Origin of the sequence: Klebsiella sp. KE9456 (genome assembly GCF_043832615.1) — a bacterium.
In the GTDB taxonomy this organism is placed as follows: domain Bacteria; phylum Pseudomonadota; class Gammaproteobacteria; order Enterobacterales; family Enterobacteriaceae; genus Klebsiella; species Klebsiella indica.
In genome coordinates this window covers 1-24,497 of record NZ_JBDYQK010000040.1, presented here as the reverse complement: position 1 = coordinate 24,497, position 24,497 = coordinate 1, and the positions used below count along the sequence as shown (strand labels likewise).

The 24,497-nt window shown below is 49.0% G+C and carries 26 protein-coding genes, 1 tRNA gene, 2 pseudogenes and 1 riboswitch; of the genes and pseudogenes, 11 read left to right on the top strand and 18 right to left on the bottom strand.

The window, feature by feature from the left end; all coding sequences use genetic code 11:
* The coding region (locus tag ABK821_RS24355; RefSeq protein ID WP_244500604.1) for a hypothetical protein at positions 1–103 on the top strand (103 nt) is incomplete at its 5' end.
* An 11-nt stretch (positions 104–114) separates the two neighbouring features.
* Here the strand turns inward: ABK821_RS24355 and ABK821_RS24350 are convergent.
* The 6 genes from ABK821_RS24350 to ABK821_RS24325 all read right to left on the bottom strand — a co-directional run bounded on the left by ABK821_RS24350 (position 115) and on the right by ABK821_RS24325 (position 5,283).
* Positions 115–897: an MFS transporter gene (locus ABK821_RS24350; RefSeq protein WP_395034197.1), complete on the bottom strand. Its 783-nt coding sequence runs from the start codon at positions 895–897 to the stop codon at positions 115–117.
* Positions 898–1,525: 628 nt separating this feature from the next.
* On the bottom strand, positions 1,526–2,050 hold the full coding sequence (locus ABK821_RS24345; protein ID WP_138361532.1) for a phospholipase D family protein: 525 nt from the start codon (positions 2,048–2,050) through the stop codon (positions 1,526–1,528).
* Between the two features lie 304 nt (positions 2,051–2,354).
* The gene (locus ABK821_RS24340; RefSeq protein WP_138361531.1) at positions 2,355–3,302 is read right to left on the bottom strand and encodes an RnfABCDGE type electron transport complex subunit D; all 948 of its coding nucleotides are present in this window, start codon (positions 3,300–3,302) and stop codon (positions 2,355–2,357) included.
* A gap of 285 nt (positions 3,303–3,587) precedes the next feature.
* Complete coding sequence (locus ABK821_RS24335; RefSeq protein WP_138361530.1) at positions 3,588–4,106, bottom strand: iron transporter; 519 nt, start codon at positions 4,104–4,106, stop codon at positions 3,588–3,590.
* 15 nt (positions 4,107–4,121) lie between these two features.
* Complete coding sequence (locus tag ABK821_RS24330; protein ID WP_138361529.1) at positions 4,122–4,937, bottom strand: FTR1 family protein; 816 nt, start codon at positions 4,935–4,937, stop codon at positions 4,122–4,124.
* A 4-nt stretch (positions 4,938–4,941) separates the two neighbouring features.
* Entirely contained in the window at positions 4,942–5,283 is a 342-nt protein-coding gene (locus ABK821_RS24325; RefSeq protein ID WP_138361528.1) for a cupredoxin domain-containing protein, read from the bottom strand.
* A gap of 285 nt (positions 5,284–5,568) precedes the next feature.
* Between ABK821_RS24325 and ABK821_RS24320 the strand changes: the two genes are divergently transcribed.
* Positions 5,569–5,691 (top strand): hypothetical protein, encoded by a 123-nt coding sequence (locus tag ABK821_RS24320; RefSeq protein ID WP_277753115.1) that lies wholly within the window; start codon positions 5,569–5,571, stop codon positions 5,689–5,691.
* 287 nt (positions 5,692–5,978) lie between these two features.
* On the opposite strand, the pseudogene ABK821_RS24315 reads toward ABK821_RS24320, so the two are convergent.
* The 8 genes and pseudogenes from ABK821_RS24315 to ABK821_RS24280 form a co-directional block, all read right to left on the bottom strand.
* Positions 5,979–6,153, bottom strand: a pseudogene (locus ABK821_RS24315) (flavin reductase); the annotation flags it as partial.
* Between the two features lie 145 nt (positions 6,154–6,298).
* Positions 6,299–7,183 carry a DMT family transporter gene (locus ABK821_RS24310; protein ID WP_138361527.1) on the bottom strand — a complete coding sequence of 295 codons (885 nt, stop codon included), beginning with the start codon at positions 7,181–7,183 and terminating at the stop codon, positions 6,299–6,301.
* Positions 7,183–8,553 (bottom strand): amidase, encoded by a 1,371-nt coding sequence (locus tag ABK821_RS24305; RefSeq protein ID WP_138361526.1) that lies wholly within the window; start codon positions 8,551–8,553, stop codon positions 7,183–7,185. Before ABK821_RS24305 ends, ABK821_RS24310 begins: the two co-directional genes overlap by 1 nt.
* Entirely contained in the window at positions 8,550–8,768 is a 219-nt protein-coding gene (locus ABK821_RS24300) for a hypothetical protein (RefSeq protein ID WP_138361525.1), read from the bottom strand. Before ABK821_RS24300 ends, ABK821_RS24305 begins: the two co-directional genes overlap by 4 nt.
* 9 nt (positions 8,769–8,777) lie before the next feature.
* The gene (locus ABK821_RS24295; RefSeq protein WP_142501526.1) at positions 8,778–9,788 is read right to left on the bottom strand and encodes an ABC transporter substrate-binding protein; all 1,011 of its coding nucleotides are present in this window, start codon (positions 9,786–9,788) and stop codon (positions 8,778–8,780) included.
* Between the two features lie 2 nt (positions 9,789–9,790).
* The gene (locus ABK821_RS24290; protein WP_138361523.1) at positions 9,791–10,627 is read right to left on the bottom strand and encodes an ABC transporter permease; all 837 of its coding nucleotides are present in this window, start codon (positions 10,625–10,627) and stop codon (positions 9,791–9,793) included.
* Positions 10,624–11,415 carry an ABC transporter ATP-binding protein gene (locus ABK821_RS24285; RefSeq protein WP_138361522.1) on the bottom strand — a complete coding sequence of 264 codons (792 nt, stop codon included), beginning with the start codon at positions 11,413–11,415 and terminating at the stop codon, positions 10,624–10,626. Before ABK821_RS24285 ends, ABK821_RS24290 begins: the two co-directional genes overlap by 4 nt.
* On the bottom strand, positions 11,408–12,325 hold the full coding sequence (locus tag ABK821_RS24280; protein WP_138361521.1) for a carbon-nitrogen hydrolase family protein: 918 nt from the start codon (positions 12,323–12,325) through the stop codon (positions 11,408–11,410). The genes ABK821_RS24285 and ABK821_RS24280 overlap by 8 nt, the downstream gene beginning before the upstream one ends.
* Positions 12,326–12,455: 130 nt before the next feature.
* On the opposite strand from ABK821_RS24280, the gene ABK821_RS24275 reads away from it, so the two are divergent.
* Together ABK821_RS24275 and ABK821_RS24270 are read left to right on the top strand one after the other, a co-directional pair.
* A complete protein-coding gene (locus tag ABK821_RS24275) occupies positions 12,456–13,112 on the top strand; it encodes a helix-turn-helix domain-containing protein (protein WP_138361520.1) in 657 nt (218 codons plus the stop codon).
* A gap of 55 nt (positions 13,113–13,167) precedes the next feature.
* The gene (locus tag ABK821_RS24270; RefSeq protein WP_138361519.1) at positions 13,168–13,596 is read left to right on the top strand and encodes an aspartate/glutamate racemase family protein; all 429 of its coding nucleotides are present in this window, start codon (positions 13,168–13,170) and stop codon (positions 13,594–13,596) included.
* 131 nt (positions 13,597–13,727) lie between these two features.
* Here ABK821_RS24270 and ABK821_RS24265 read toward each other — a convergent pair whose 3' ends face one another.
* On the bottom strand, positions 13,728–14,597 hold the full coding sequence (locus ABK821_RS24265; protein ID WP_138361518.1) for a LysR family transcriptional regulator: 870 nt from the start codon (positions 14,595–14,597) through the stop codon (positions 13,728–13,730).
* Between the two features lie 216 nt (positions 14,598–14,813).
* Here ABK821_RS24265 and ABK821_RS24260 point away from each other — a divergent pair, with 216 nt between their 5' ends.
* The gene (locus ABK821_RS24260; RefSeq protein ID WP_138361517.1) at positions 14,814–15,791 is read left to right on the top strand and encodes a hypothetical protein; all 978 of its coding nucleotides are present in this window, start codon (positions 14,814–14,816) and stop codon (positions 15,789–15,791) included.
* Between the two features lie 125 nt (positions 15,792–15,916).
* On the top strand, positions 15,917–16,681 hold the full coding sequence (locus ABK821_RS24255; protein ID WP_343179083.1) for a TSUP family transporter: 765 nt from the start codon (positions 15,917–15,919) through the stop codon (positions 16,679–16,681).
* Between the two features lie 48 nt (positions 16,682–16,729).
* On the opposite strand, the gene ABK821_RS24250 is transcribed toward ABK821_RS24255, so the two are convergent.
* The 3 genes and pseudogenes from ABK821_RS24250 to ABK821_RS24240 form a co-directional block, all read right to left on the bottom strand.
* Positions 16,730–17,059: an NIPSNAP family protein gene (locus ABK821_RS24250; protein ID WP_171034891.1), complete on the bottom strand. Its 330-nt coding sequence runs from the start codon at positions 17,057–17,059 to the stop codon at positions 16,730–16,732.
* A 495-nt stretch (positions 17,060–17,554) separates the two neighbouring features.
* Positions 17,555–18,804: pseudogene (locus ABK821_RS24245) on the bottom strand (tyrosine-type recombinase/integrase).
* A 161-nt stretch (positions 18,805–18,965) separates the two neighbouring features.
* A tRNA-Asn gene (locus tag ABK821_RS24240) sits at positions 18,966–19,041 on the bottom strand.
* A 330-nt stretch (positions 19,042–19,371) separates the two neighbouring features.
* On the opposite strand from ABK821_RS24240, the gene nac reads away from it, so the two are divergent.
* The 5 genes from nac (at position 19,372) to ABK821_RS24215 (ending at position 24,420) form a co-directional block, all read left to right on the top strand.
* Entirely contained in the window at positions 19,372–20,289 is a 918-nt protein-coding gene (gene nac, locus ABK821_RS24235) for a nitrogen assimilation transcriptional regulator NAC (protein WP_138361514.1), read from the top strand.
* Positions 20,290–20,843: 554 nt separating this feature from the next.
* Entirely contained in the window at positions 20,844–21,785 is a 942-nt protein-coding gene (gene ldtA, locus ABK821_RS24230) for a L,D-transpeptidase (RefSeq protein WP_138361513.1), read from the top strand.
* Between the two features lie 235 nt (positions 21,786–22,020).
* A riboswitch (Fluoride riboswitch) is annotated at positions 22,021–22,083 on the top strand.
* 122 nt (positions 22,084–22,205) lie between these two features.
* A complete protein-coding gene (locus tag ABK821_RS24225) occupies positions 22,206–22,676 on the top strand; it encodes a hypothetical protein (protein WP_395034196.1) in 471 nt (156 codons plus the stop codon).
* A 39-nt stretch (positions 22,677–22,715) separates the two neighbouring features.
* On the top strand, positions 22,716–23,135 hold the full coding sequence (locus ABK821_RS24220) for a universal stress protein (protein WP_343179084.1): 420 nt from the start codon (positions 22,716–22,718) through the stop codon (positions 23,133–23,135).
* A gap of 262 nt (positions 23,136–23,397) precedes the next feature.
* Positions 23,398–24,420, top strand: a complete 1,023-nt coding sequence (locus ABK821_RS24215; RefSeq protein WP_395034195.1) for a hypothetical protein — start codon at positions 23,398–23,400, stop codon at positions 24,418–24,420.
* Positions 24,421–24,497 lie beyond the last annotated feature (77 nt).

Genomic DNA, 24,497 nt, shown 5'->3' with positions numbered 1-24,497 from the left:
TCACCAGTGCCGTTCAATGTGGCAACTGTTGAAAAAGGTTCGTCACTTTATGGATACCGTCAGCCCATTCCCCGGTGGAAAGCATGGGCTGGCTAAAGTGTAGCGGTATTAGGATCAGTTATTTAGCTTTTCTTGCATAAATCCAACCTGCCAGTACTGATAGAAAAACCAGAATGGATCGGTCAACAGACGGGCGAAAATCAGTACCCAGATAGGTTTAGAAGTGAGTACCAGCCTGTAGCGTTGAGCCATTGTGATGTGGGTCTCGTCAGGCCTAACCGGTGCATTGTCTACGGCAACCGGTGAGCGACGACTGGCCATAAACCACAAGAATCCAATAACCACCCCGGCGATGGCCGGAATAAAGAACGCCCAACGCCAACCGGTAGAAAGGGTGACCCAGGCGACAAAGGGCGGTGCAATAATAAGCCCAAGGGACTGGATAATATTTGTTAACTGAAAGGCAAAGGCCCGCTGTTCTGCTTTAAACCAGGTAAATACCGCCAGGGTTAATGCCGGTACGACACCGGATTCAGCAATACCTAATAATACCCGTCCGGCTAACAAACCAGTCAGTGAAGTTGCAAGTCCGGTAATTAATGTGGCGGTCGCCATTAATACCATCAACCCCGTAATAACAAATCGACTGCCATATCTGTCGACCAGCACACCGGAGAAGAAATACATGATGGTATAAGGTATCATAAATGCGGTGATCAGTAATGAATAATCGGTATTGCTGACATTCATTTGATGCATCAGGGTGGTTTTCAGTATCGAAACGATTTGTCTGTCAAAAGAAAAAAAGAAAAGTACGCAACCCAATAATACCAGCAGTATGGCGACCGGAAGATCGAATTGCCTTATTTTTTGTAATGATGCTGTGCTGCTATTCATAACTACTCCGCATTAAGTTTCAGGGCTCAGGTAAGTAATAACAGTAGCGAGTATAGGGAGAGGGAGTCGGCTGTAATCCGCCTGCTGCGTGCTCTGTGAATGACGTCATTGTGATTTGAAGATTTATGACAAAAATTGTCAGTGGCTGGCGTTTTTGTGAAAAAGGGATGGTCGCCTACGCGCTTGTAATTGTGTCGCCGCTCGTTGGGTTTCTTATCGCTTGATACCTGGACCGTCAGCCATGAAAACCACAGATGCTTATCGTGAGATAAATAGCTTTTTACAGTGGTGAGGAGGAGAGATTCACGGCCGGTGTAAGTACCGTTTTGCGCAGTGATAAACATTTAGTCATGGCAGGCCCACCTGTACGATAAACAATCAATTACACGATCGCCTGTTTCTGCTTCCATTGGCGAAGGTCTATTTCGGACGATGAATCAGGGGCAGCTTCCGTTCCTTCGTGAATATCGCTCTTCCACGTCTCCATCTTGATACGGCGAGCTTCTGCTGAGGACCTCATTAAGCAGACCAGACATCCGTGAGAGATGATTCAACAACCCACCCGATGCGGGGAAAAGGCATGAGCAGATGATAAATGGCCGCAAGCCAATGCGCCCCTGAGGGAAGATCAGTCATGATGGTTAAGTGGTCTGGATTCGTTCCAGAGGCGGTTAAATTCCTGCTGATATTTTGCCGCCAGTTCGGGGGCATTGCGGATCAACAAAGCATTTTCAGCGTTGTGTTTGTCTGCACTGATGGTGTAGTTAAAGGAGCCGGTTTCTACCGACCGGCGGTCGGCGACAATAAATTTGTTATGCATGGTGGCGTAATGTCCGTCAAGACGTACCGGGATATGGTGATTGGCCAGAAATGTTGCTGCCGTATACCGATCGCTGTTGGCTTTTTTATCCGCCACAACTCGTACCGACACACCGCGCTGCCTGGCATTTAGCAGTGCTATCGCGATTGGTTTGCTGGTGAACAGGTAGGCTGCCACGTCAAGGCTGTGTCGGGCGCTGTTAATGATGCTTAAAACGTTATTCTGCGCATCATGAGAAGTGGAGGGTGAAAAGCCTACCACAATTTCTGGCGGCTGCCCCGCCATAACGGGCATGACCATCGCAAAGGTCAGGGCAAAAATGAGCTTACGCATCGTGCTTTCACTCCGGTTGCTGCGGTTCGTCAAGAGTATATACCCTAAATAATTCGCGTTGCAGAACAAAACTGTTAACCGTTTTGTACAGCGATTGCGCTGTTCACGAAGGGGGCGGTCCGGGAATGGCGCCCGTTATTGCCAGCACATAAGCAACGTGAAGTATGACGGGTATAAACCGGAAAACAGAGTATATGGCTAAATAACGAATTGATTTTAATCAGTCCAGAAAGTTGATATCCCGACAGGTAGAACCCTGCTGGCAGATCAACAAGCAAGAGGCCATTCTCCCTCATGCTGAGAACTAAATTGATACCCTGCGACCCGGCAACTGACGGTGCAAACCATAACACACCGCGATAATTATCTGAGCAGCAATCAATGACAGCAAGGTTCCCTCGGCAAACGGGCCATACCGTCTGAACAACACGCACAATACACCAAAAATGAACGCATGCGCATATTGATACCCAGGACTCAGTTGATTCAGAAAACGGTTGCGCAGCATAAAGATTAATGCAAACAGAAAACTTCCCATCAGCATCTGTTGGCCGATAACCTGCCAGAAATTTGTATCGGCGCGGAAGAATGACCAGGTCATCGTAAACCCCAGCAGGCCGAAGATAATCGGGCGCAACCGTAGCGACCCGCACCACAACAACAACAGCGCGCCAGCCAGAATCGCAATTTTCGACGTTTCGCCGGGCGCGCCATTCCATGTCCCCAGTAGTACTGTTTTGAGCGACACAGCAGGACAGAGATGGTGTGAGAATGCACATATACGCTGCATCTGGAGCGGCGTCGCACCTGAATAACCCTCAATATGCTGCTGCCAAAGCGTATTATCGGTCTGTGGCAGATGGCAGAGAAAGACAATAAAACGGGCAGCAATTGCCGCATTAATCGAATGCGTCAGCCCACCGATGTTGACTGATTTACACGATAAAATAAACCCGGCGAAGGTTGCCAGCAACACCAGCCAGGGTGGCGTTGTCAACGGCGTTATTGCCGCGATAATAAAAACACAATAGATCAGCGTCTGCGGCGGGTGAGAGCTGTTAAAACAGTGCGTGGCCAGGATAAATAGCAATGCGCCGGAGACGATTGCGCCAAGAAAAGGTAATACAGACGTGACCAGGTAATGAACAGGAGGCTCCCCATGTTGCGCCTGTATTAAAAAAAGATTAATAAACCCACTTAACAATGCGGGTGTAATTGACACAATGAAAATAATGAGGTTCTTATTGCGCATTTTATTTCAGACCTTGCCACAACAGGCATAATTTGTATGTTCATTCGAGAGAAAATATCGTTATATACCCCAAATAATGCGTCTTGCAGGACGTATGCAATGCAGAAATCCCCGGGAGCCGATTGTCGTCAGCGGCCGGGGGGGCGAGAAAAACCAACACATCTGCAAGCTGAAGTATGAACGGTAGATAATCAGATACCGAATACTTCCGATACAGGATATGAAACAGGACTAATGCAGCAGACGCCTGACAGGAATACCTTTCTCCTGAATCACACCGTGTTATTACGCCTGGGGATATTTAAAAGTAAATGTCTCAACAAAGGGTTTAAACCAGGGACCCAGGCCCGTCTCTTTATCAATATGCCGGGCATATCCTTTTTCATCTGGCGGCGTGTATTTAATAAAGACTTTATATGTCCCTGGACCAGCCATTTGTACTGAATGCGCATAATGAGAGCCATCTTTAGCAGACATCGGCAGCATCTGGCCAAATTCCATATAATTACTGTCTCCGACTTTCTGAACAACATAATCGATGGTCAAATAAGGTATCCATGCATCAGGCGGATATCCCCATTTATTATCCTGAGTCGCATGAACATCTGTTTCCAGATGCACGACATCTTTCCCCATCACCATTGAAGTCGGCATGGGCGATGTTTCAATATTCAGCAGATAAGAGGAAGCTATTTCCATTCCATCTTTATACACAGGTCCTCCGACAGGGTACTCTTTTGCATAAGCACTGCCTGCCATCATGCCCCCGGCTATCATCACACAGCCGATAATTTTCTTCTGCATAGCGCTAACTCCTGTTTATTGAGTGACTGAATATTTGCGTTTTAAATAAAAACGTAGTGTGTAAACCACGACAAAAACCAATACCCACGAACAAATCTGGATCCCCATCGGAGTGGCAGTGTAGCCAAAAATAGTGCGCGCAAGGTTCCCCGCCCAACTGTTATCAGACAACAGAAATGCGCTATTCCAGACCTGAGCGCCCAGATCAGGCAATATGTCAACACTGGCCAGTATTCCCACGGCCTGGCTGGCGAGGCCTGCGGCAATAATCACCAGAACAAAATTACTCACCATAAAAATATAACGTAACGGGATCAGTATCAGGCCAGAATACAGCGCCCATGATACCAGCGCGCCGCAGACAATACCTGCAATGCCACCCGCCAGCATACTGGTGTGAGAAATACCAGAGGACAGTGACAGGCTATAAAGAAATAACACAATCTCTGAACCTTCCCGTAATACTGCTATTGCGACAATAACCGTGATAGCAAAATAACGGCCTCCGCGCGCCAGAATTTTCTCCGCTTCGCTGCGACTCTCGTTTGCCAGTTGCTTCCCTTTAATTGACATCCACAATACTTGCCAGGAAAGCATCACAACGGCAAGGAGAAGGATAACCGCATTAAAAACTTCCTGCCCAATACCATAGAGCATGTTTTCCAGTTGGTTAGTAAATAATGCCAGCAACACAGCTCCGCAGATCCCGGCCAGAATACCGGTTATCACCTGCATTTTAATTGTCACCCCTTTACAGGCGGCGAGAATAATAGAAATAACTAAACCTGCTTCCAGCACTTCCCGAAAAACGATTAAAAGTGTCGCCAGCATAAGATTAATTCCCGCTAACAGTTAACCAACCGCTCACACCTGTGGTGCTGTAGTCATCGAAAAATTTATATTTACCGCTCTGAAGTGGCCCGGCGAAAACAGTGATGGTATTGCCTGGGGTCGCTATTTTTTCAAACTTCATGTCATAGCTTTCCAGTTCAGCTACACGTTGTGTTTGATTCGTCATCCGTATCATGAGTCGTTGCCCTGGTTTTGCCGTTAATGTCGCGGGGGAAAAGCCATTATTGGTTAACATTAACGTCAGAATCACACGATCTGCAGCCTCCGTTGTTCCTGCAAATAATAAGCAGGCGGACAGGACTACTCTGGTTAACTGTATTTTCATTGCCGGATATACCGTGCTGCAAATGGATAAATAGCATTTAAATGAAAAGAGAAATCATTATCAAACCAATTACTGTTTCTTTGCAACAGCATGTGTAACAACACGCCATCAAATGTAATAAACTGTATTGCCTCGTATAAAAGGTCCGGCGTAAGTGTTTGCACTGAAATTTACCGTTTCGTAATAGATGGCACTGGCGACAAACAGTTGCTGGTTGGCGGCGCTGAACGAGCTGGTGGTCACAGCCATAAAGTAGTGAATCTCAGTGTTGTGCACAGGGCCTCCATGATGTCAGCCTTGCCGATCGATCATGACCTTCCGGCCCTGCTCAGCCAGATCCCAATACAGACCAGTCATGATTTGCAGCGCTTCGCAGGCGATATCGGCGAGCAGATGCTCATCGGGTGAATGCTGGGAACGTGTCGGATACGAGTGGGGTAGTCACAATATGGGCACATCAAACGTATCAAGAAAGCAGGCATTGGGTAAGCTGCCACCGAAATTTGGCAGCACTGCGGCTTCCTTTCCAGTTGAACGCCGAATGGAGACGAGACTCCAGCCGACCCGGGGATCGTCAGGATCAATACGCGTGGCTTTAAAACAGTTTATCGGCGCCACCACTGCTACATCGTGAAAACCTTGCTGGTCAAGATGTTGGCGAATATGGCGGGCAAAGTTGTCCACACTGCTATGGGAGGATTTATCCAGCACTACTGTCAGTTTGGCAGGTGTGAAATCCAGACCACAAAACCAGGATGTAGCCATAACGTTTTCAATGCCATCATGGATGGCAGATACCAGTGTGGCTGGCCCATGATTTATCAAGCGGTAGGTCTTTTTAAGCTCGGCTGAGGTGAAATAGGGGGGCATTGTGTCTTCGTGTCACCGTTGGCGGAAAAATAAGGTAACGACCTGAGTCATTTTACATTTTCCTCGACAAACATCGCACCCACTGGCGCATTGGCTTTTATTTATCTGAACAAGGGAGCGGAAGTAACTGTTGGTTTGCGCAGATTTAAACTCGCTGCTTATCAGACAACCTAATCCGCAAAGCCCTTTGAGGCAGAATAGCAAACAATATCCCACCCACAATCAGCGCAGCCCCACCGAGCTTGGCGTGATCAAGTCGCTCACTAAATACCCATACCCCCATCATCATCGCCAGTGCAGGACTAAGCAGTGACCACGGCAACAATTGGCTGGCGGGGTAGCGTTTCAGTAAGCCATACCATAAGGAATAGGCCAGCAGCGAAGATCCCAGCACACTATAAATCACGCCGAGCCAGCCACGCCAACCCGCAGCCAACAGCAAGGGTAACTGATTGGTCTCAAGCAACGCGGATGCCAGTGCCACCATCGGTAAAGCAAACAGCGACAACCAGCCGGTCATCGCCATCGGCTTAATTGGTGGCGCAAGCTTTACTAGCATGGTGGTGACGGACCAGCCGGAGGCGCTGATAAGCAGCAGAAACACACTCCGCCAGGATGCCAGAGAAGGACTACCTGCAAGGACAATAACCCCGCTCAGTGCCAGCAACACTCCAAAGATGCGCCGCAGTGTCAGGGTTTCTTTTAGCCACACCGCAGCAAGAATCATGGCAAACGGTGTGCCCATCTGGATCAACACGGCGGTGCTGCCTGCATCAGTGCTGCGCATGCCGAGCACCATTAATCCGAAGTGAATAAAACCAAAAGTGAATGCCAACAATACCAGCCAGGGCAGTTGCTGCCGCGTCACGGGATGAAACGGCACCAGCAACAGCGCCACTAACAGAAAACGCAGCGCCAGCATAAACAATGGCGGCAGCTCCATCAGGCCAAACTTCATGGCTATCACATTAAACGCCCAGCCACAGACGATCAACAGCAGGATCAGCACATCGCGTGTTCCGGGTGCCATCACTCCGCCAGCCGGGCTGGCTTCTGCAGATGATAGTCATGCTGCTGCTGGAACAGCCGTGCCAGCGCCAGCAGACGTGTTTCGCTGCCATCAGCGCCGATAAACTGCATCCCTGTCGGCAATCCGCTTTCGTCAAAACCGGCAGGTAAACTGACGGCAGGCAGCGCGGAGAGACTGGCGAGCGCGTTGTAGCGCATATTCCCGGTAAGCACGTTGTCGTGACGATCGCCAATCTGTACCTCATGTACATCTTTGGGCGGTGCCGTAAAGGGCAGCGTCGGCACCATAATCATGTCAACATACTGAAGTTGTTGCATCAGTTGCAGTCGGATACCGGTACGGAAACGCTGCGCCTGAAGATACTCTACTGCCGTGATGCCCAGCCCGGCCTGCAACAGCTTGCGCACATCATCGCCGTAGTCCTGCGGACGCTCCTGCAACCAGGCGGTGTGCAACGCGGCGGGTTCCGCAAGGTTGATCAGCATCAGCGCATTTACCGCTTGTTCCAGGCCCATCAGATTGATGGTTTTGCACTCGGCACCCGCTTCCGTCAGCCAGCGGATCATCGACTGGTAGGCTCTGTCGACTCCGGGTTGAACTTCAATCTCGCCCTCCGGTAACAGTCCAATACGCAAACCACGTAACTGCGGCAGCGGTGCCAACGTGGAGGCCGATACGCCAAGCATCACATTAAACATCAGCTCACACTCTTCGGCGTAACGTGCCAGTGGTCCGACGGTGTCGAGGCTGGTAGCCAACGGAAATATTCCTTGGGTGGAGAGGCGCCCCACACCTGGCCGAAGTCCGGTAATGCCGTTCATTGATGAGGGCAGGCGAATCGAGCCGCCAGTATCCGTTCCGAGCGTGCCAATGGCACTGCGCACCGCGGCGGCAACCCCCGATCCGCCGCTGGAGCCTGCCGGAATACGTGATTCATCCCATGGATTACTGCACGCACCGTAATGCGGATTTGCAGTGGTGCCACCCCAGGCAAATTCATGCATATTGGTGCTGCCAATGATGATGGCACCAGCCTGTTTCAGGCGGCCCACGACTTCAGCGTCCTGTTGGGCAATCGACCCGCTCAGAATTTTGCTGCCGGCGTGCATTTCTTCACCCGCAAGGTCAATATTCGCTTTGATTGCCAACGGAATACCATGCAACGGCCCCATATCGTATCCTTGATCCAGCAACTTCTGGCTGGCTTCCGCCAGGGCAAGCGCTTTGTCTTCATACACCTCGGTAAAGGCATTCAGATCCCGGGTGGCACGCTCGCGTGTCAGGCAGGCGGTGACCAGTTCGGGAACACTGAGCTGACGGGTACGTAATTGTTGACCGATCATCAGCATCGAGTTATCAAGCAGATTCATTGCGCCTCCGTTTTTATCAGTGTGGCGACAGGTGCATGCAGAGGAGACACCCAGGCCGTTGCGGGCAGCAGGGTCGGCGTAAAATGCCGGGTAGCAAATGCCGAAACACTCGCCGCTCGCCTTTCACTATCCTCCAGTAATGAGGTTAGGGACCCGGCTTCCACCGGGCAGGCATGTTGAATTAACGCGAGGCGCAGGGCGACAGGATCATTCATACCAGCTCCTTATTGATCGCCCATGGCGTCAACCACCGCTTTGGCTTTGGTTGCCAGCACCGTATTGACGTTGTTCTGGTACGAGGTGGCATCGGAGGGATAGGCTTTAATGTTTTTCGCGTACAGCGCGATGTTCATGTTGTTGTCCCATGCCTGCTGAGAAACCAGAACGTTTTCCGGATACCCTTTGGCATCAATCTCGCGTTGTACCGCTTTCTGCACCACTTCAACTGGCAATGACGGGAAGTATTTATGGGCGATAGTCACCGCTTCTTCTGGATGCTTGTAAATAAAGCGAGATGCTTGCTCAAATGCGGTCACTACCGCTTGCGCTGATTGCGGGTTTTTGTCGATATAGGCTTGGGTGGTGGTCAGGCTGGAGAAGGCGAACGGATACCAGGATTGCGCGGCCGAGAAGGAGTACACAACGTGCAAGCCGTTCTGTTGCTCGGCCATAGTGACCTGCGGTTCTGCCGCCAGCGCATAATCGGCACGACCTGCAGCCACCGCCGGGATCTCGTTACCAATCGCCACATGTACCAGCTTCACGTCTTTCAGGTTCTGCTGTTTGATCAGATAACTCATAAACGCCCAGGTGGTATCAGGTTGCGGGCTGGTCACCACGCGTTTTCCTGACAGATGCGCGAGATTGTTCTGGAGCGGGGTGCTGTCTTTGCCGAAGACAAAGATTGTGGGGGCATTCTGCACCCCGGCCACGACCACGCCGTTACCACCATTCTCCCGTGATTTCGGCACAAACACCGGATCCTGAATGGAAAAATCTGCCGAGCCGCCAATTACCGCAGCCCATGACTGCGCACCACCACCGCCGGTGCTGATCTTCACATTTACACCCTGCTTTTTAAAGAATCCCTGCTCCTGCGCGACATACAGCGGCAGGTAAAGTAATGACTGAAAGGCCTGGTTGATACGGACCGGCGTTTCAGCAGCGAAAGCTGATGATGCCAGAGTGAACAACGAGAGAGCGACACATACACGGCGAAGACGAAAAGTTTTCATGATTATTTCCTGTCCCAGGAGAGAATGAGGCGTTCAATAAAAGCAACCAGAGCGTTAAAACAGAGCATCATCAGCATGACCAGCACGATGCCAGCCAGTACAGTGTTCATACCGAAGTTGGAACTGCCCAGCAGGATCATATGACCCACACCGTTATCCGAAGAGATGTACTCGCCGACAATCGCGCCTACCAGCGCAAAGCCAACGTTGAGGCGTAAACCCGACAGAACCCACAGCATTGCAGAGGGCACCACCAGCTTGATAAAAATGGTGCCGCGACCAGCGTTGAACGAACGCAGCAGGTTGATCAGATCCGGATCGGTACGCAACGCGCCTTTATAGGAGGTGGTCAGCGAAACCACCACGCAGGAGAACGCGACGATAACCACTTTGGACAGCATGTCGGTACCGAACCAGATGATGGTGATCGGTGCAATCGCCAGAACCGGGATGGCCCCAATGGCGGCGATAAAGGGCGCGGCGAGATCGGAGATAAAACGCGAATACCACAGCAGCAGGCCAAGTACGGAACCCCCTACCGCCCCGACCACGAAACCAATCAGCGTTTCACTGGCGGTAACACGGATGTCGGTCAGCATTTCACCCGACTGGAAACGTGTGACCAGCACCTCCCACACCCGTGACGGGCTGGAGAACAGGAAAGGGTTGATACCGCCGCTGTGCACGCCGAGTTCCCAGCCACCCAGCAGACAAACAACAATCAGCACTTGCAAAGCCAGCAAGGTATAGCGCCGCGCATTGAGGGTGCGGAAAAAGGCTTCGTGTGGCGTGCGACCACCGTGGCTGGCGACCGCAGGACGAGAGGAGAGGGCGCTCATGATGCTGCTCCTGCAGTGGTTGGTTGTGCGCCGATACTGCGCCAGATCTGCTCGTAATAATCGTTAAAGCGTGGCGACAGTCGGCGCTCAGGAATGGAGAGGCTGTCAGTACCAAGATCGACCTCAATCTCCTGCACAATCTCGCCTGGACGGGCTTTCATCACATATACCCGGTCAGAGAGCGTGACCGCCTCTTCAATATCGTGGGTAATGAAAATTACCGTCTTATGTTGCTGCTTCACCACCGCGAGCAGTTCACTCTCCAGCGAGATCTTCAACGGATAATCGAGCGCTTTGTAGGCTTCATCCATCAGGATGATTTCCGGGTTGGTAACCATAGTGCGCATCAGTGCGACGCGCTGGCGCATGCCGCCGGAGAGCTGAGACGGGTACTTTTGTTCGTAACCTTGCATATGATAAAGGTCAAACAGCACCCGGGCGCGTTCACGGGCCTGGGCCTTTGGCGTGCCACGTACTTCCAGACCGAGGATCACGTTGTCCACCACGGTACGCCAGGGAAATAGCAGATCCTTTTGCAGCACGTAACCCAATTCCGGCGATGGTGTACCGGTAGTTTCGCGGTTTTTCAGTAGGATGCTGCCACTGTCTGGCATCAATAGTCCGGTGATGATATTGAACAGTGTCGACTTGCCGCAGCCGCTCGGCCCGACAAAGGACACAAACTCTTCACGATTAGCGTGGAAATTGAGGTTACGAAGCACAGTGACATCCCCGTTCGGCGCGGGATAGTTTTTATGTATTCCCACCGCTTCCAGCACTTTACTCATAGCTCTCTCCCAAAGGCTGAGCGTGACGGTTAAAAACGGTCAGCGGCGATGCGGGTGCGCTGACCGGAACGTAATCTTTCAGGAAGAAGTAACCGAGATAATCAGTGCTGCGCGCGGCACGAATGTCGGCACGCACATCAACAGTGGCGAGGGCCATTCCTTCTTCGCTACCGCTGTCGGCAATGATGTTGCCGCGAGGATTGATGATACGGCTGTGACCATGGTAATGCAGATTGCCGTGCTGACCGCACAGATTGGATTCGATCATCCAGCATTGATTTTCCAGTGCACGTATGCGGCCAAACAGGGTGTAACTGTCGACCATGGGATCGGCATCGCCGAGGCTACCATCGCCGCTATAACCCCAGGCCGTAGGCATAATCATGATGTCTGCCCCTTTCAGCGCCAGCTCACGGGTGCTCTCAGGGAAAACTTTATCGTAGCAAATTAGCATGCCGATACGACCGAGCGCGGTGTCAAATACCGGGAAATCACTGCCGGGATAATAAACATGCTTTTCGTCCCCTGGCTGATGCACCTTGCGATAGACACCGATCAGACCATCCGGCCCCGCCAGCACCGCGCTGTTGAACAGCACCTCGTCATGCTGTGGGTGATGTTCCGTCATGCCGAACACAACATGAATATTCAGGCTGTGTGCCTTTGTCAGTAGCGCCCGGACGCTTTCGCCGTGAGGGATGACTTCTGCCTGCGCCATCTGCCAACTGACCACATCACCATTCCAGCTCAGCGTGTCGGGCAGATAGCCTTGCAACACCTGTTCAGGAAATACCACCAGATCCGCACTGCTATCAGCAGCGCGTTTCATCCACTTCAGCAGATTGCTGAGGTTGCGGGCTTTATCATAATAAGCGGGTAAGGTTATGCTGGCGATTGTGATCTGGCTCATAATTCCTCCGACTTTTTTCTTAAACTGCGATGAAGGAGAGCTTTTCGCTAATATTTTTTTCTTATGTGAAAATTTTTATCGTATGTGAGAAACTACATCTCAAGGTCACGCGAATAGGGAAAAGACGCTGATGAAAACGCCAAGACAACATGAAAAAACCGGGCTAGGGGCGGCCCAGACTAGTGAGATGGATTTTGGTCAGCGCATAAAAACGTTACGTCTGACGCGCGAGTTAACCCTGGAGCAGGTAGCAGAGCTGAGTAGCGTGTCGATTTCCACGCTCTCCAAAATCGAAAAGGGACAGGTATCGGCCTCATTCGATACCATCGCAAAAATCGCCGGAGCCTTTGACTATTCTCTGGCGGAGCTGTTTGCTGAAGAGTTACCGCCGCAGCGGCAGGCGGTGATGATTCCGACCATCCATGGCCGACGAACCTCGACCCTGTCTGGAAAAGGGTTGAAGTTCAGCAACCCTTGGTTTGATTATGAGGTGCATTCAGCTGAGCTGCTGATGAAGGGCATGACACCGGTGGTGATGGAGATCGGCACCCGAGAGATCCCACCGCAGAGCGCATGGTCGCAGCATGAGGGTGAAGAGTTTATCTATGTGTTATCTGGCAAAGTCAGCCTGCATACCCAACTGTACACACCGCTGACGCTGGAAAAAGGCGATAGCGCCTACATTGACAGTACCATGCCGCACACCTTTGTACGGGAAAGCAGCGAAAGCGCTAGCCTGTTATCGATTTGTCTGACGGAGAAATTGGATTTTCCTGAAGCAAATTGAGAACTGAGCAACCAAATCTAAAACAGGAATTTTTTACAATCGATGATACTGTAACATGTGCTTTGTTGACCACTTCACTGACAGTGCGCTTGAATCCTTGCCAGCAGAAGCAGGTAAAGTCGCAATACTTGCCACCGGGCCAACGCATGAAGCCGGTTTTTATCAGCAACGGATAAGAGATTCAGGCAGAGAGGTGATTGATTCGCAGGAGCTTCGTTCCACAACCACATCGTTAATTGGGTTAGTAAAAGCAAAAGGCTTCAGGGACCCGGAGGTTCAGGCCAGATGGCATAATTTAATGTCGATGGTGGGGAGCACTCAGGCCGATGCTGTTCTTATTGCATGTACAGATCTTAGCCCACTGATATCGAGGAATTCTTTTAACTTTGCCATCATGGATACCGCGACAAGCCTCTCCCGAGCGACAATAAGGCACTACAGACGACTGATTGAGGAAAAAAATGATTCTGGTACGGCACGTTAACTGGTTCATATTCAGTGATTATTGATCCTCGTTAAAATTTATTGTATTACACCATCAGGTGTTTTAGAGCTGCGAAACACGCTACGGCCACGTTCTCGCGGTGTGATGTGCTGATTATGGCCATAAAAAAGTCATACATCGTTTAATTCAGCACGCAATAACGTTTCAAACGCATTACGTGAGTGATGAAGGTCTATTCTGCTATTTTTTATAAAGTAATTTTGTACGGGAAATAACTCGTTAAAAGTATACCCCCTGATATTACCTGTTCTTTTGAACTGCTCAAAAAAGCCAGCAGGTACCAGCGAGACACCGGCTCCGGAGCTGACACATCCAAGAATAGTTCCGTAGCTTGCAATGCTGGTGATATCGACCGTGACCTGATGCTGATTGACCCAACGCTCCAGGGCCTGTCGGTAAGGACACCCGTGCGGCCACATATAAATCCGTTTACCTTTCAGGTCCTGAGGGGCAGAGATCTCTCCCGTAAAAGGAGAGGCAATGAATACCAGTGATTCCTGGTGAGCATTCACATAAGTGATATCCGGATGGTCATCTTTTGTCGCGATAACAGCACAATCGAGTTTATGCCCGGCGACATCACTGACTAACTGTTGCCATGTCCCTGTACAGAACTGCACCTGGACTGCAGGATAGTTCTGGTGGAATTTTGAGAGAACCATTGGTAGCCGTCCTGTTGCGGCAGATTCAATCGCTCCGATCCGTAGGATCCCGGCAGGTTCTGATGAGGGCTCAAGTGCCCGGCGGGCTTCCTGGCAGTAAGTCAGTATTTTGCTGGCGTACTCAAGCAGTATTTCTCCCGAAGGTGTGATGACCAGGCCGCGCCCCTTGCGGATGAAAAGAGAAACACCCAGTTCCGTTTCCAGGAGCTTGATTCTGTTTGTGATATTTGAAGGAACGCAGTGCAGTATTTCGGATGCTCTGGCAATGCTACCCTGCTCGGCGACGGTTTTAAACATTTTCAGCTGAGATAAATCCATCCCTTCACACCTCACTAAAAGTGAATAATTAACTCACTATAAGTCAGTTGTAGTGTGTTAATCAATCATCCTACAATGCCAGGAGCAGGTGGAATCAGACATTATTTTTTAAACGCCGTAATGAAAACCGGAAATAGTCAATTTTTCATTCATTTACCAATGAATGGTTCAGGAGTCTTTAAATACTTTCAGTCCGTGAATAACAGAGGTGAATATATGACTTCCTTATCTTTGCAAGGCTGTGATGACATATCGAAAAAATCTTATTCTATGCAGGAACTGGGTGAGATATTCATCGATGGTTTGCCTGAACATATCGCAATGTTAAAAATTCCTGGTCGCTGGATAGCCGGAGATGTTCGCAGGTCACCCGTGCCCGTGTATATTGATCATGTCAAAGACATTCAGAATATGATGTATGAAGTTCTTTGTCATGAGATAACCCAGGAGGCACAGGCTTATGCGGAAGGGACTTCTTTTGCCTTTCTGCAAAAGGATAAAGTTGATCCCGGTGTCCTCAGCTTCTTTAACGGCTGGAATGAAACGCACAAAACGACAAGCCTGGTATCCGGAAAAATAATCATGCGCCTGTCCGCTGATGCACTTTATATTTCACATGAAGATCAGGCTATCTATCATAACGTTCTGGCTCATATGCATGAAGTAACAAAAGATGACTTTGGACTTGGCCAGAAGGGGCATGACGGAATGTATAAATATATGACAAATGCTTTCAGGGCCGCAGCCTGGGTTGATGATCAATATAAAATCAATGAGTGTAATGAATTCTCTGATTTCCTCTACAATACTGGCATTGCAAAACATAAGTCTGCAATGCGTTCTCCTGAATATCTGCAGTCTGTCATGGATGCCATGATGGTCTCTGTCGCTTCTGAACTCTGGAACGGACGCGAATACAATTTTCTTGCTCAGTTTATAGAGGGGAAATTATTGTCCTTCAATGCGTCGTTAAATGAGGACACTAAAACTCTGCGTAACGCCAAAGGTTATGTCATGGGCCATGCCGGGGAGGTGGAAAACAGGCATGGCTTGCATGCGCTGGCCGCGTTACAAGCCTTTGGCCGTATCGCGGGGCTGTCATTCGATACAGAACGACTTAAACATGTCATGCTTGATTATAACAGGAGAGTTGGCGTGGCTTTTTCTGCATTACAAAACGTTCTGACTCACTGAAATACGGAACTGGCTATCCTATTGTTCGTTGCCTGTTATGGGGCAGGTAATGATGCCTCAGGTGTTACAAGAGAAATAAGTTTAAAATATGTCTTTATTGCTTTTGCGGGGGACTGTAATAAGTTATGAATGTTGATATTTCTCTTTTTGCTCTGGGAGGCTTCGCTTTCTGTGGTGGTCTGATCGATGCTGCTGTTGGTGGTGGAGGGCTTGTTCAAATTCCTGGGCTTATTCATGCGCTACCTGGCTCCAGTCTGGCAACTATTTTTGGCACCAACAAACTGGCAGTTCTGCTCGGGAACGCATTTTCTGTCTCAGGTTATCTCCGCAGGGTAAAGATTATATGGAAGCTTATTATTCCGACAATGGGCGCTGCATTTGTTTTTTCATTCGCTGGCGCATACACTGTCTCTCTTATACCACGAGAGTTTATGGAATATCTGGTTTTTGTAGTCCTTATTATTATGGCAGTCTATACGTTCATAAAAAAAGATCTGGGACGACTACATACTGATATCAGGATTGGTCTGAAAGAGATACTGTTGGGGATAGTGTTAGGCGCTTTTATCGGATTCTATGATGGTATATTCGGAGCAGGCAGCGGAAGTCTTTTATTGTTTGCCTTTGTTAAATATTTTGGTTTTGATTTTCTGAATGCTTCTGCATCAGCCAAATTAATAAATCTTGGGACTTTTACTGCTGCACTGCTTTTTTTTGTGCCGTCAGGAAATGTGTTGTGGATAACCGGAGGTATAGTCGGTATTTGTAATGTTGCAGGGGCGATTACGGGCGTATTTTTAGCCTTGCGGTATGGCAGTGGGTTTATCAGAGTTTTTTTCCTGATACTATTACTGTTTCTCATCGGACGTATGGGGGTTTCCATTCTCTGAATCAGTCTGAAAGTAATTTTCATACTGTACAGATTGTTTCATTAATGTTTATAATGGAGATGAAAACCCAGCCGCTTCCAGCACAATATCCTCTATAGATAACACGGGTTCAGGCGTGGTTTCCCAGAATTGTTTTTTAATCGTGCGCCATTCTTCATCTGCCATAAATTCTGCCCATGAGTTGTTCATGGCTGTTTTGTCTGTCCATGAAAGCAGGTATATAAACCGGAGTCTGGCACTTTCACCGGATAACCACATAGCCAGTATATTAAAACCATACTTATCTCTCATGATTCTGGCAGCGTGTTTTTCAAATCTTGCCAGAAATTTATCACGTAAATCCGGGTTTATTGTATAAAGACGAAGCTGATTAATCATTATACCTGTCCTCGTAATTCTGCATTTGCCTGTAACGGGAGTCAGGGTGGCTGCATGTGATATCAGGGCCTGATGGAGCAGACTGTAATCAGACGAATTCAGCCCTGAGTAGACCCGTGCCACCGAAATACCGGTTAGTTTGTGTCCTGTGCCCATTGAACAACTGCCCCTCAATACATAGCACCAGAAACGGCCAGGCGCAACGAGAGGTTTTCATACACAGAAACAAAGCTTCGGCACTGGTCCGGGGCAGAGATGAGTCACCTGTCTGGTCAGCGGAGCGCATTCAGACGGTCATCGCGGCAACCTGCTACAAAAGCAGGTTCTTCTAAATTTGGCTCATCTGACTGGCATAGCCTTTCCCTGTAACTGGCTAATAAGCTTGACCCTTACCCGAAATCCTGCTCCATTTAGAAACAGAATTCCGGCATGATAATGACTCTTCTGAACGAAGATGGTGCCGATGAACAAGAACCGCTATCCCGAAGAACAAATTCAGGCGGCGGTATCGCGCTTTTCCCGGCACTGAATATAGGGCGGGACGTAATATTCACAGCACGTATTCAGATAATCTGACCACCACTGCATCATCGCCTTACGGGCTTCCAGATGCTCAGCCTTATGAATGTAAGCCAGACGCACGGTGTTGCGCTCCTGATGACTCATCTGGCGTTCCACCGCATCCTGCGACCATAAACCGGATTCCATCAGGGCACTGCATGCCATTGCCCGAAAGCCATGACCGCAGATATCCTGTTTCGTGTTGTATCCCATCAGGCGCAGTGCTTTATTGACCGCGTTTTCGCTCATCGGCCTGTACGGGTTATGGTCGCCGGGGAAGACCAGTTCATAAGCATCGGATATTTCCTTAATCCGTTTCAGAATGGCGATGGCCTGTTCTGAGAGGGGAACAATATGCGGCGTGCGCATTTTGGCACCACGCCCGGAATAACGCACACCGGTAATAGCTTCACGTGTGGCGGGTATGGTCCAGAGCCGGTGTCTGAAATCAATCTCTGAGCAGCGGGCAAAGCGCAGTTCACTGGAACGGATGAACAGATGCAGCGTCAGCAGGACAGCCAGCCGGGTGAGTTCCCGTCCCTGGTGATATGCCTCAATGCGTTCAATCAGTTCAGGCAGCCGCTCCAGGGGCAGGGCAGGATAATGCCGTCTGACGGGAGGAGCCGTCACACCGTTAAGGTTTGCCGCCGGGTTGCTGTCGATTAACCCCTGATGAACTGCATGACGCATGATATTGCTGAGGTGCTGCCGCGTGCGGGACGCAACTTCAAGCAGGCCTTTTTCCTCAATCCCTTTCAGCAGGTCAATGAAATGCCGGGGTTTAAGCTCCGTAACGGGCAGATATGCCTGTTCAGGCTGGCAAGCAGACGGTCGGCAGTGTTCTGCGACCATTTCTTATTGCTTTTATGCCACGCCAGCGCCACGGCTTTAAACAACTTCTCCGGTGTGCAGGCTCCGCGTTCAGCGGCACGTTGCTTTGTGGGATTGATGTTCAGCGCCAGCATCTTGCGGATACCTTCACGCTGCTGTCGAGCATCGGCCAAAGATACTGCGGGATAGGAACCCAAGCCGAGACGAGATTCTTTTCTATTAATACGATATTTGAGATACCAGAGACGTGAACCGCCTGGATTAACCAGCAGGTACAGACCGTGAGAATCAGAAACTTTGAAGGGTTTTGCGGATGGTTTTAAGTTGCGGATTTTTGAGTCGGTAAGGGACATTTGGGGGTCACTCCATTATCGAACTAACCTGACCCCAAATCTGACCACCAAATTCTCCCGATGCGGAGGGAAAACTGAAAATGCATCGGGAAGACTTTCCACGCTAACCCATTGAATCTTAATTAGATAGGGATTCGTAAGGATGCATGAAAACAGGAATTTGGCTCCTCTGACTGGACTCGAACCAGTGACATACGGATTAACAGTCCGCCGTTCTACCGACTGAACTACAGAGGAATCGTGTGAACGAGGCGCATATTAACGATGGCGCCTAACCTTGTCAAAGGCTGAATAAGCGAACCTGGTTCGTTTGCTGACTATTTCAGCAGGACGTTTATTTTTTCATCATTGCGCGGTTTTGTGCACCGCTATGGTGCATTTATACCTCTAATGGGGCATACCACAATCCGCTTACCGGGCAACAAAATCACGGTTTGCTATCAGTATCCCTTATTATGCGGCTTGCAGAGGTATTTGCATCATAAGTTAAAAGCTGGCAAGTAAATTGCAAAACCTTCTGCATCTAAACGACTGGTGATGGTACTGGTGTTCCTTACAGGAGGCAAAATGAACTTAAGACGACTGAAGTATTTTGTAAAAATCGTCGATATCGGCAGTCTGACCCAGGCCGCTGAAGTCTTGCACATCGCACAACCGGCATTAAGCCAGCAGGTTGCGACCCTGGAAGGTGAGTTGGACCAGCAACTGTTGATCCGAACTAAACGCGGTGTCACGCCAACCGAGGCAGGTAAAATCCTCTATACTCACGCACGCACTATTCTGCGGCAGTGTGAGCAGGCGCAACTGGCGGTTAATAACGTTGGTCAGACACTAAGCGGCCAGGTGTCTATTGGCCTGGCCCCGGGGACGGCTGCGTCAGCAATTACTATGCCATTATTGCAAACCGTGCGTAATGAACTTCCTGAAGTCATGGTGTATTTGCAGGAAAGCAGCGGCACGATCCTCAACGATAAGCTGATTGACGGCCAGCTGGATATGGCGGTGCTCTATGAACGTTCGCCTGTCGCTGGGATCATCAGTCAGCCATTGCTGAAAGAGGACCTCTACCTGGTTGGTACGCGGAATTGCCCGGGGCAAAGTGTGGATCTGACAGCGGTGGCGGAGATGAATCTGTTCCTGCCGCGCGATTATAGTGCCGTTCGCGCACGGGTTACCGAAGCTTTCACCCTACGGCGGCTGTCGGCAAAAATTATTGGTGAAATTGAATCGATCACCACTTTAACCGCGGCAATTGCCAGCGGTATGGGGGTCACTGTTCTGCCGGAGTCTGCCGCCCGTTCGCTGTGCGGTGCAGCTAATGGCTGGATGGCGCGAATCAGCACGCCTTCCATGAGTCTGTCGCTGTCCCTCAATATGTCGGCTCGCGGTAGTTTGTCGCCGCAGGCGCAGGCGGTGAAAGAGATTTTGATGTCGCTGGTGAGCCGACCATCGCTGGAAAATCGTGAATTATTGTTAGTGAGCTAAGCCATATTTCGGGATGGAATTTTTATTGTTGATCAGCAGGAATAACAGACTGTCAACAATAGAAGATACAGGCGGCCTGGTGGCGCAGGTGAAAGGGTTATTTCTGGTAAATTCAATATTATTCGTACCGCGGCCCGTCAGGATTATTGCCTGACGGAAGTCGTCAGCCCGCTGGTTGCCAATGCGTTGGTAATAATATCGGGTCTTATTCCGGTTTTCGCGGCTGCGAGAGGCGTACAAATCCGCTTTTGGCGGATTTGTCGTTGATTTCCGTTATCTTTTTTCTCTGCTCATTGAAGGTATATAAGCGAATTTCTGTTTCTCACCATGGCTCAGCCTCTGGTTGAGCAAATTCGTTGTTGACCAATTGGGTGCCCGCCTGTCGCATGAACCGGTCTTTGTCCTCATCCTTTCGCGTCCAGTGTCCGTGCTATTCAACATCATTAACCGTTTTATCTGGCGACGGGAATGCGTTATCAGGGGCTAAATCAGAAATGAAATAATAAACGCAGCTATAATTTATTCACGGTTGTCGCCACAGAGGAAGGGAAAGAGTGCGACGAGTGAAACGGTTTTACGTGCTTATTATGATCTTTACCTGCCCGAGCGTTCTGGCGGTGAGCTACCCGTTACCTCCGGAAGGAAGTCGCCTGGTTGGCACTCCCTTGATCATCACTATTCCGCAAAGCAACACTCAGCCCCTGGAAACATTTTCTGCTCAGTATGGCCAGGGACTGAGTAATATGCTGGAGGCCAACCCTGGGGTCGATGTCTTTTTGCCGAAACCGGGCTCCACGCTGGTGGTGCCCCGACAGCTTATTCTGCCCGCCACGGTACGCAGCGGCATTGTGATTAACGTTGCGGAAATGCGCCTCTACTATTATCCACCTGATGGCGCAACGGTAGAGGTTCTGCCGATTGGTATTGGTCAGGCGGGGCGTGAAACGCCGCGTAACTGGGTTACCGCGGTGGAGCGCAAGCAGGAAGCGCCGACCTGGACTCCGACGGCCAATACTCGCCGTGAATATGCCAGACGAGGTGAAAGTCTGCCCGCTTTTGTTCCGGCCGGGCCAGATAATCCGATGGGGCTATATGCAATTTATATCGGCAGGCTCTACGCTATCCATGGTACTAACGCCAGTTTCGGCATTGGCCTGCGTGTCAGTCAGGGCTGTATTCGCTTACGTAATGATGATATCAAATATCTATTTGATACTGTTCCGGTGGGCACGCGCGTACAAATCATCGATCAACCGGTGAAATACACGGTTGAACCGGACGGTAGCCGCTGGGTTGAGGTCCACGAGCCATTGTCGCGTAATCGTGCGGAGTATGAGTCCGGCAGGAAGGTTCCGCTCCCCATAACACCAGCCATTCAGGCATTTATAAAAGGGGAAGGGGTCGATATCGATCGCGTCAGCCAGGCGCTTGAGCGCCGCTCTGGTATGCCGGTGGAGATCGCATCGTTGCCCCTGCCTGCTGGTAGCGGATTTTAGCTTTAGTCTGGTATAGCCGAGCCGTTTTGTGTCGTCGTCACAGGGCCATGGCCGCCAGTCAAACAGATTCCCCTGCCGGAGAGGTGATTCGTGCGGCGGGCTTTACTGTTACACAGCCTCTCCGTACCTGATGTGCAAATTTATTGCTTTGGTAAGCCTGGGAGGTCGTTTTTGAAGTAATTAGTAGATAGAAAGTTTAATATTGACTGGTGAATTATCGTTTTCACTGCTAAATTTTTCATCAGGAGATGGCATTCCTCCGTTAACCGCCTTCCAGGCTGATGATGCCTACACATCCAGGTTTTTCCTCATTGGGAAAAACGTGAATCTGTGTAGGAGGTCACTATGCCGCAATATTCTTCCGTATCTGTTTTTGATCAAGTTATCCGCATTTCCTGTGGCGCTGTAAGCAGGAGGCATATGATTGACATCTGGTTTCAACCAGCATGGTGGCTGGAGTCGGCGTTTATCGTTTCCCTGTTGTTTATGCGTATATCTATAACCGCCAGACCCTTCGAAACAATGGTTTTCTGTGTCGACCGGCAATCTGTCGGTCCTCGAACAGGAGAGGCTATGCTGAAGAAGAATGCCTCTCAGGACAAATGTTTGTTCGGCGCTGGTCTCGCTTTATTGGCAAGCTTTTTCTACGATGTACTAGCGATTCGCACACTGACGAAACAGAGTCTGGCTGCTGCTTTACCTGTGTGGCGCGCGTATCCATGGATAGATAAAATGCAATATTTTACACAAGTCGCCATGCGCAGTGGTCGCTCGGTTATGCCAATGTTGAGTGCTTGTCAATTTTTGGGTCCATGTTGTCTGTTTACAGAAAAAAATGTGGGCAATACCGCAATAAATGGAATAGGCATGAAAATGAAGACATTTCAGTAGAAGCCTGACATTGACATTGTGCTTGATGAGGGCTGCATTATGATTAATAAAATTTTAATCGCCTACGATGGTTCAGAATCTGCGAAAGAGGCAATGAATTTTGCTTTTGAGCTGGTACACCATTTTAACTGTGAACTGCATATTATTGCGGTTTGTCAAATATCTGAATTTGCTGGTGCGCTGGAAATGCAGGATTTTATCAATCGGACTCAGTCTTATTTTAATCAGTTGATGAGACGTCAGAAAAAACAATATCCAGAGCTAAAAAAAGAGGTCAAATACCATGTGGCAGTAGGACATCCGGCTGAACAGATACTTCGTTACGCTGACGGACATGGTGTTGACCATATTGTTGTTGGGCACAGGGGGAATACACATTTTGCTCACTGGGTATTGGGATCGGTGGCCCGACAGGTTGTCGATCACGCATGCTGCCCTGTGACGGTAATCAGAAAATGACAACCAGAAAAAAAACAGGTTTTATCGATTGTTATTTCTTTACATGTTTCCTGCGTGATATCCGGTGTTGCGACCATAATGAAAACGCAAACACACAAATAATACCGAGGATACAAAGAATTAACGTTATAATGACATAACCCATGTTTGTCTCCATCATTAATAATGAAAAAAGAAGTATAGCACACGGCAAGTATTATTTGTTCAATAGTATGTAGTAAATTACTTAAGATGCGTCAGATATCTGTCAGGAGAGAGAATTATGGAGTTTTATAGCATTTTGTATGCATCACTTGGTGGAAATCAAAAACATCAACTCGCTCATGATACACCTGAGTATTTTATTGATCTCAATCTTGATCAAATAGTCAGCGCTATCATTCATGGGCGAGATGAGTACGATTTAGCACCCTATTTTTATACCCCACTACAGTACCTGGAGGATATCTATTACCGTCAGGATATTATCCAGGATGTGATCGAAAACTCTCTTTATAACGCCCTTATGGCTTTTTCTGGAATGATGAGGAAAATCAGAGAAATAGCAGGTAAAAAGGAATATAAATACTATCATTTTCAACAGAGGCGCTGGGAACTTGAGTGTGTTTTGCTTTATTGTAAGGCGGTGGCGGTGCTGGATGAACAACTGACTACAGCCTCGTTGAACTCTTGTGGAATGACAAATTTTAAAAACTATCTTAAACAATACACTACTAGCAATAGTTTCATCGAGTTATACGCGACGGCGCGAAAAATTAGCCATTCGCTTAGTGGTATTCAGTACAATCTGAATATTAAAGGTGACACGATATCGGTTGAGCATTATACGAATGAAACAAATTACAGTGATCAAGTTCTCAATGTTTTCTCAAAATTCAAACAGCGCAATGTCAACGTAGACGTGGACTTTAAAAGTCACGATGGCATCATGAATGATGTTGAAGCGAGGATTCTGGATTGTGTCACCAGACTCTTTCCGACTATATTTGAAGAACTTGATACCTTTATTAAATCTAATGAAAATTACCAATCTGTGGTGCTAAAGGTTTTCGAACGTGAAATACAGTTTTACCTTTCGAGTGTGGAATATATTCGTAAGTTTCAGGCCGCAGGATTGTCATTTTGCATTCCACAGATTAATCAACATAATCAGGATGTTTTTGCTAACACGGCATTTGATCTGGCCCTTGCTAATACTCTTATAGAGAAAAAGGTCAGTATGGTCTGTAATAGCTTTAGGGTGTGTCCCGTAACTGTTTTTTGTACAATCTGGCACCTGTTTTGACCACAAAAGTACCTTTAACATGGCTCGTTACGATTTCCCTGATGATGCATGGGCGATAATTTCTCCCATGTTGCCTG

Coding starts and splice junctions, on each gene's coding strand:
- ABK821_RS24350 (WP_395034197.1), bottom strand. CDS start 897: ATGAATAGCAGCACAGCATCATTACAAAAAATAAGGCAATTCGATCTT.
- ABK821_RS24345 (WP_138361532.1), bottom strand. CDS start 2,050: ATGCGTAAGCTCATTTTTGCCCTGACCTTTGCGATGGTCATGCCCGTT.
- ABK821_RS24340 (WP_138361531.1), bottom strand. CDS start 3,302: ATGCGCAATAAGAACCTCATTATTTTCATTGTGTCAATTACACCCGCA.
- ABK821_RS24335 (WP_138361530.1), bottom strand. CDS start 4,106: ATGCAGAAGAAAATTATCGGCTGTGTGATGATAGCCGGGGGCATGATG.
- ABK821_RS24330 (WP_138361529.1), bottom strand. CDS start 4,937: ATGCTGGCGACACTTTTAATCGTTTTTCGGGAAGTGCTGGAAGCAGGT.
- ABK821_RS24325 (WP_138361528.1), bottom strand. CDS start 5,283: ATGAAAATACAGTTAACCAGAGTAGTCCTGTCCGCCTGCTTATTATTT.
- ABK821_RS24320 (WP_277753115.1), top strand. CDS start 5,569: ATGATGTCAGCCTTGCCGATCGATCATGACCTTCCGGCCCTGCTCAGC.
- ABK821_RS24310 (WP_138361527.1), bottom strand. CDS start 7,183: ATGGCACCCGGAACACGCGATGTGCTGATCCTGCTGTTGATCGTCTGT.
- ABK821_RS24305 (WP_138361526.1), bottom strand. CDS start 8,553: ATGAATCTGCTTGATAACTCGATGCTGATGATCGGTCAACAATTACGT.
- ABK821_RS24300 (WP_138361525.1), bottom strand. CDS start 8,768: ATGAATGATCCTGTCGCCCTGCGCCTCGCGTTAATTCAACATGCCTGC.
- ABK821_RS24295 (WP_142501526.1), bottom strand. CDS start 9,788: ATGAAAACTTTTCGTCTTCGCCGTGTATGTGTCGCTCTCTCGTTGTTC.
- ABK821_RS24290 (WP_138361523.1), bottom strand. CDS start 10,627: ATGAGCGCCCTCTCCTCTCGTCCTGCGGTCGCCAGCCACGGTGGTCGC.
- ABK821_RS24285 (WP_138361522.1), bottom strand. CDS start 11,415: ATGAGTAAAGTGCTGGAAGCGGTGGGAATACATAAAAACTATCCCGCG.
- ABK821_RS24280 (WP_138361521.1), bottom strand. CDS start 12,325: ATGAGCCAGATCACAATCGCCAGCATAACCTTACCCGCTTATTATGAT.
- ABK821_RS24275 (WP_138361520.1), top strand. CDS start 12,456: ATGAAAACGCCAAGACAACATGAAAAAACCGGGCTAGGGGCGGCCCAG.
- ABK821_RS24270 (WP_138361519.1), top strand. CDS start 13,168: ATGTGCTTTGTTGACCACTTCACTGACAGTGCGCTTGAATCCTTGCCA.
- ABK821_RS24265 (WP_138361518.1), bottom strand. CDS start 14,597: ATGGATTTATCTCAGCTGAAAATGTTTAAAACCGTCGCCGAGCAGGGT.
- ABK821_RS24260 (WP_138361517.1), top strand. CDS start 14,814: ATGACTTCCTTATCTTTGCAAGGCTGTGATGACATATCGAAAAAATCT.
- ABK821_RS24255 (WP_343179083.1), top strand. CDS start 15,917: ATGAATGTTGATATTTCTCTTTTTGCTCTGGGAGGCTTCGCTTTCTGT.
- ABK821_RS24250 (WP_171034891.1), bottom strand. CDS start 17,059: ATGATTAATCAGCTTCGTCTTTATACAATAAACCCGGATTTACGTGAT.
- nac (WP_138361514.1), top strand. CDS start 19,372: ATGAACTTAAGACGACTGAAGTATTTTGTAAAAATCGTCGATATCGGC.
- ABK821_RS24225 (WP_395034196.1), top strand. CDS start 22,206: ATGATTGACATCTGGTTTCAACCAGCATGGTGGCTGGAGTCGGCGTTT.
- ABK821_RS24220 (WP_343179084.1), top strand. CDS start 22,716: ATGATTAATAAAATTTTAATCGCCTACGATGGTTCAGAATCTGCGAAA.
- ABK821_RS24215 (WP_395034195.1), top strand. CDS start 23,398: ATGGAGTTTTATAGCATTTTGTATGCATCACTTGGTGGAAATCAAAAA.